General features: G+C 35.0%; 4 protein-coding genes. 1 reads left to right on the top strand and 3 read right to left on the bottom strand.

Going from position 1 to position 4,292, the window contains the following annotated elements; translation table 11 throughout:
* Positions 1 to 187: 187 nt before the first annotated feature.
* On the top strand, positions 188 to 1,597 hold the full coding sequence (locus tag KA858_RS12020) for an amino acid permease (protein WP_204193742.1): 1,410 nt from the start codon (positions 188 to 190) through the stop codon (positions 1,595 to 1,597).
* An 85-nt stretch (positions 1,598 to 1,682) separates the two neighbouring features.
* Here KA858_RS12020 and KA858_RS12015 read toward each other — a convergent pair whose 3' ends face one another.
* The 3 genes from KA858_RS12015 to KA858_RS12005 all read right to left on the bottom strand — a co-directional run bounded on the left by KA858_RS12015 (position 1,683) and on the right by KA858_RS12005 (position 4,019).
* Complete coding sequence (locus KA858_RS12015; protein ID WP_075109084.1) at positions 1,683 to 2,345, bottom strand: ABC transporter ATP-binding protein; 663 nt, start codon at positions 2,343 to 2,345, stop codon at positions 1,683 to 1,685.
* Positions 2,346 to 2,357: 12 nt separating this feature from the next.
* Positions 2,358 to 3,407: an ABC transporter permease gene (locus KA858_RS12010; protein ID WP_107629358.1), complete on the bottom strand. Its 1,050-nt coding sequence runs from the start codon at positions 3,405 to 3,407 to the stop codon at positions 2,358 to 2,360.
* Between the two features lie 84 nt (positions 3,408 to 3,491).
* Positions 3,492 to 4,019, bottom strand: coding sequence for a dihydrofolate reductase family protein (locus KA858_RS12005; RefSeq protein WP_245342098.1), 528 nt, complete (start codon positions 4,017 to 4,019; stop codon positions 3,492 to 3,494).
* Positions 4,020 to 4,292: the final 273 nt, after the last annotated feature.

The following is a 4,292-nucleotide window of genomic DNA, read 5'->3' as shown; positions in this document are numbered from 1 at the left end:
TTTTTGTCGTTAAAAACATTGTACCGTAAAAGGACTGTTATATGGCCTTTTTACTTTTACACAATTATACGGACTTTATCAAAAAATTAATTACATAATTTAATACAATTATTTAACTAATTATTAAGGGTATTTATAGTCAGTCATAACCTTAAGTCATGTATATACTCATGAAAGGACGAACATTATGGCAGATAAATTACAAAGGGAGTTAAGCAATAGGCATATACAACTGATTGCAATTGGTGGTGCGATTGGTACTGGTTTATTCTTAGGTGCCGGTGCATCCATTCATTTAGCAGGTCCATCGATTTTACTTACATACATTATCGTTGGTTTCGTATTATTTATGTTTATGCGTGCAATGGGAGAAATCTTATTATCTAATTTAGGATTTAAATCATTTGGGGATATCGCGCATCATCACATCGGTCCAATGGCAGGGTTCATGGTTGGTTGGACATATTGGCTCACGTGGATTATTTCAGGCATGGCTGAAGTAACAGCTGTCGCGAAATATGTTGAGTTTTGGTATCCAGCGATACCGAACTGGTTAACTGTCGCATTTACAATTCTTGTACTTGTTGGCATGAACTTATTCAGCGCCAAACTATTTGGTGAACTAGAATTCTGGTTATCACTAATTAAAGTAATAACAATTATTGCGTTAATTGTTGTAGGTATTGTGATGGTTGTCTTCGCAATGAAGACTGACTACGGTACAGCAAGTGTATCGAATATTTGGCGTTATGGTGGATTCTTCCCTAACGGCATCTCTGGTTTCTTAATGGCCTTCCAAATGGCAATCTTCTCATTTATTGGTATTGAGTTAATCGGTATCACTGCAGGGGAAACTAAGAACCCATATAAAACAATCCCACAAGCAATTAACAACGTACCTTTCCGTATATTAATATTCTATATCGGTTCATTAGCAGTAATTATGTCAGTTGTACCTTGGAATCAATTAGATCCTGCGGAAAGTCCATATGTTAAATTATTTGGTTTAGTTGGTATTCCATTTGCAGCGGGAATTATTAACTTTGTTGTATTAACAGCTGCCGCTTCATCATGTAATAGTGGTATTTTCGCTAATAGCCGTACGTTATTCGGTTTAGCCGGCAGAAAGCAAGGACCGCCATTCTTACATAAGACGAATAAACATGGTGTCCCATATTACGCTATCTTATTAACATGTGGTTTATTAAGTATTGCGATTATCTTAAACGCTATATTTAAAGACGCTACGAAAGTATTCGTTCAAATCACAACGTTCTCAACAGTACTTAATATTATGATTTGGACATGTATTATGATTGCTTATCTAGGCTTCGTGAAAAGAAACCCAGAATTACACAATGAGAGTTCATTTAAAATGCCAGGTGGCAAATATATGGCGTATGCGATTCTAGTCTTCTTCGCATTTATCTTTATTGTTTTACTGATCAATAGTAGTACACGTTATGCTGTACTCTTTGCACCAGTTTGGGGAATTGTACTGGTAATTATGTATCAAAAATATAAAAAAGAATCTGAAAAAGCGACCATCGCGATGGAAGATGAAACTGATTTAGAGAGAGAATTACAAGATAAATAGATGTTGATTAAAGTTATCTCAACCTATTATAAACACCCTCCAAGTAGGACCACTTAAAGCCTACTTCGAGGGTGTTTTCATTTGTTTATTTTTCTTTTAGACGTCCGTCTTCCATATGAAAGACTTTATCACAGAATTTAGTTAAACGTTCGTCATGAGTAACGATGATACACGTTTTATGACGTTGTTTAGATTGTTCTTTTAAGATTTCCATAACTGCCATTGCATTTTCTGTATCAAGTGATGCAGTTGGCTCATCGGCTAAAATAATTGATGGTTGCGTATAAATCGCCTTAGCTATGGCGACACGTTGTTTTTGTCCTCCTGACACCTCAGAAGGTAATTTATTTTCAATTTCTTTTAATCCTAAATCATTCAACAACTTATCGTATTCTTCTGTACTTAAGACATCTTTTTTATAACTTTTCAATAAATGGAATTGTTGCTTGATTGTTAAGAATGGGACTAAGTTGGTCGCTTGTAGAATAAAACCAATTTCCTTCATTCTCATTTTAGCTAATTGTTTCTGACTCATTTGCGAAATTTTCTTATCATTGATATAAATTTCACCCGATGTTGGTGTTTGTAACGCACCAGCCATTGTTAAAAACGTACTCTTACCGGAACCGGAAGGGCCGACAATGGCTATCAGTTCACCTTTTTCAAACGATAACGATGTTGGTTTAACTGCTTCAATGATATGATTCCCATCTTGGAATTCTTTTGTTACTTCATCAAATTTTAACATAGTGGCACCTCCTTATCCGATTGCCTTGAGTGGATCGATTTTGCGAATAGATAGTACTGAGAATAAACTACCAACAAGTGACGTTAATATTAAGACGATACCAAAGATAATGAGTGTACCAATATTAAATTGGACAGGTACCGCTTCAGGCAAGACTAGACTTGTCAGTAATGTGAGTATTAAACCAATTAATGTTCCGATTAAGGCTAATATAAAGGTTTGTGCTAATACCATCTTCATTAAGAAGCCATTTGTAAATCCTTGTGCCTTTAACACACCGAATAAATTCTTTTTCTGTAATGTAATCACGTATAAGAATACGCCGATGACTGTAGCAGAAATAACAAATAAGAATGTAATCATGAAGTTCATTGTTAAGTTTTGTGGTTTATAGCCTGGTAAGTTTTCTACAAAGTCATCGATACCTATAACCTCTAAATCACTATCAACCTTTTTATCTTTCCAATTACTATCTTTGACGACTACGGCATTGGTTTTATCTGATGATAATGCTGGATTGATTTTTTCCATCGTTTTATTATTCGCAAAAATAACTGGAGAAGCGTTATATTTAGCACTTTCTGATACCCCTACGATATGTAATTTCTCATCAGATTGAGATAACTTGATCGTATCACCAATATTGAATCCCTTATCTTTCAATGATTGATCAATGACGACATCATTATCTTTATCAAATGTTTTGCCTTCCTCAATCTTTGGAATCAAAAATGAATTTGACGTTACGCCAAAGAGTAGCGCATTCTCTTCACTATCTCCATTTGATGCTATAACGCCCATTTGTTTCAAAGGCGCCTCTTCTTTAAATTTGCCTTCAACGTCTGATGTTTTTATGACTGATTGTTGCACAGTTTGGTTAGCATCTTTATTTAAGACAATCGCATCTGCCTTCCACTTCTTGATGCCTTCTGTATTCATATTAATTAAACCACTCGCTAGGCCGGATAATAAAAAGAGTAAGTAACTAATTAATACAAGAATCCCTATAATTAATCCAAATTTCAGCTTATTACGCTTAATTTCGTTCCATGCAAGAAACATGTCTTTCCCTCCTTTATGCATATTATTAACAAGTATAGCAATACTTATATTAAGAATTACAATAAATTGATTTAAATTTTTTTATTATTTGTAATTAATGTCATAATTAAGTTCTACAAATTGGTTATATTGCGTCACATCTCGTAACGTTAAATGAACGTTATCCTTAATATCATTGAACAAACTGATACCTTGACCTAATAAGTTAGGTGCCAGCGTTAAGCGCATTGATGTTAGCATATTTAAATTCACTAACTCAGAAATTAATGCACCGCCACCTACAATCCAAACCAATGCGTCATTATTAAATTGCGTAAACAATTGCTTTAGGTCTCCGCTATAAAATTCAATATCCCAGTCTATCGTAACGTGTTGCGTACTCATTACGATGACACGTTTACCTTCATATGGATTTGTCTTAACGCCATTATCGAGTAACCATCTAAATGTATTCCCACCCATGATCACAACATCGACACTGTCATAAAATTGAGCATAACCATTATCCCCTTCGCCTTCGACCTCTTCTAGAAATTGAACACTTTCATATTGATCCGCTATATAACCATCGACAGATACGCCTAAATAGGCACAAATATTTGCTGACATCATTATCCACTCACTTTTCTCTATAATATAGTTTGAACCTAACTATACCGATAATGACTTATAATATAAAGACAAAGGCGAAAAGAGTGGGACAGAATTTTCTTAAATTCGTCGTCCCACTCCCAGCTTGCTTTGCTTGTAGAATTTCTTGATGAAATTCTCTTTACTGGGGCCCCGACTCCCAGCTTGCTTTGCTTGTAAAATTTCTTGATGAAATTCTCTTTGCTGGGGCCCCGCCCGCAAGGATGACTAGAACTGAGAAAAGCTTGAATTAAG

The sequence above is a fragment of the Staphylococcus sp. GDX8P80P genome (assembly GCF_017893095.1).
Taxonomy (GTDB): Bacteria; Bacillota; Bacilli; order Staphylococcales; family Staphylococcaceae; genus Staphylococcus; species Staphylococcus borealis.
The sequence above is the reverse complement of the archived record's forward strand: the minus strand, read 5'-3'. Positions and strand labels throughout refer to the sequence as shown.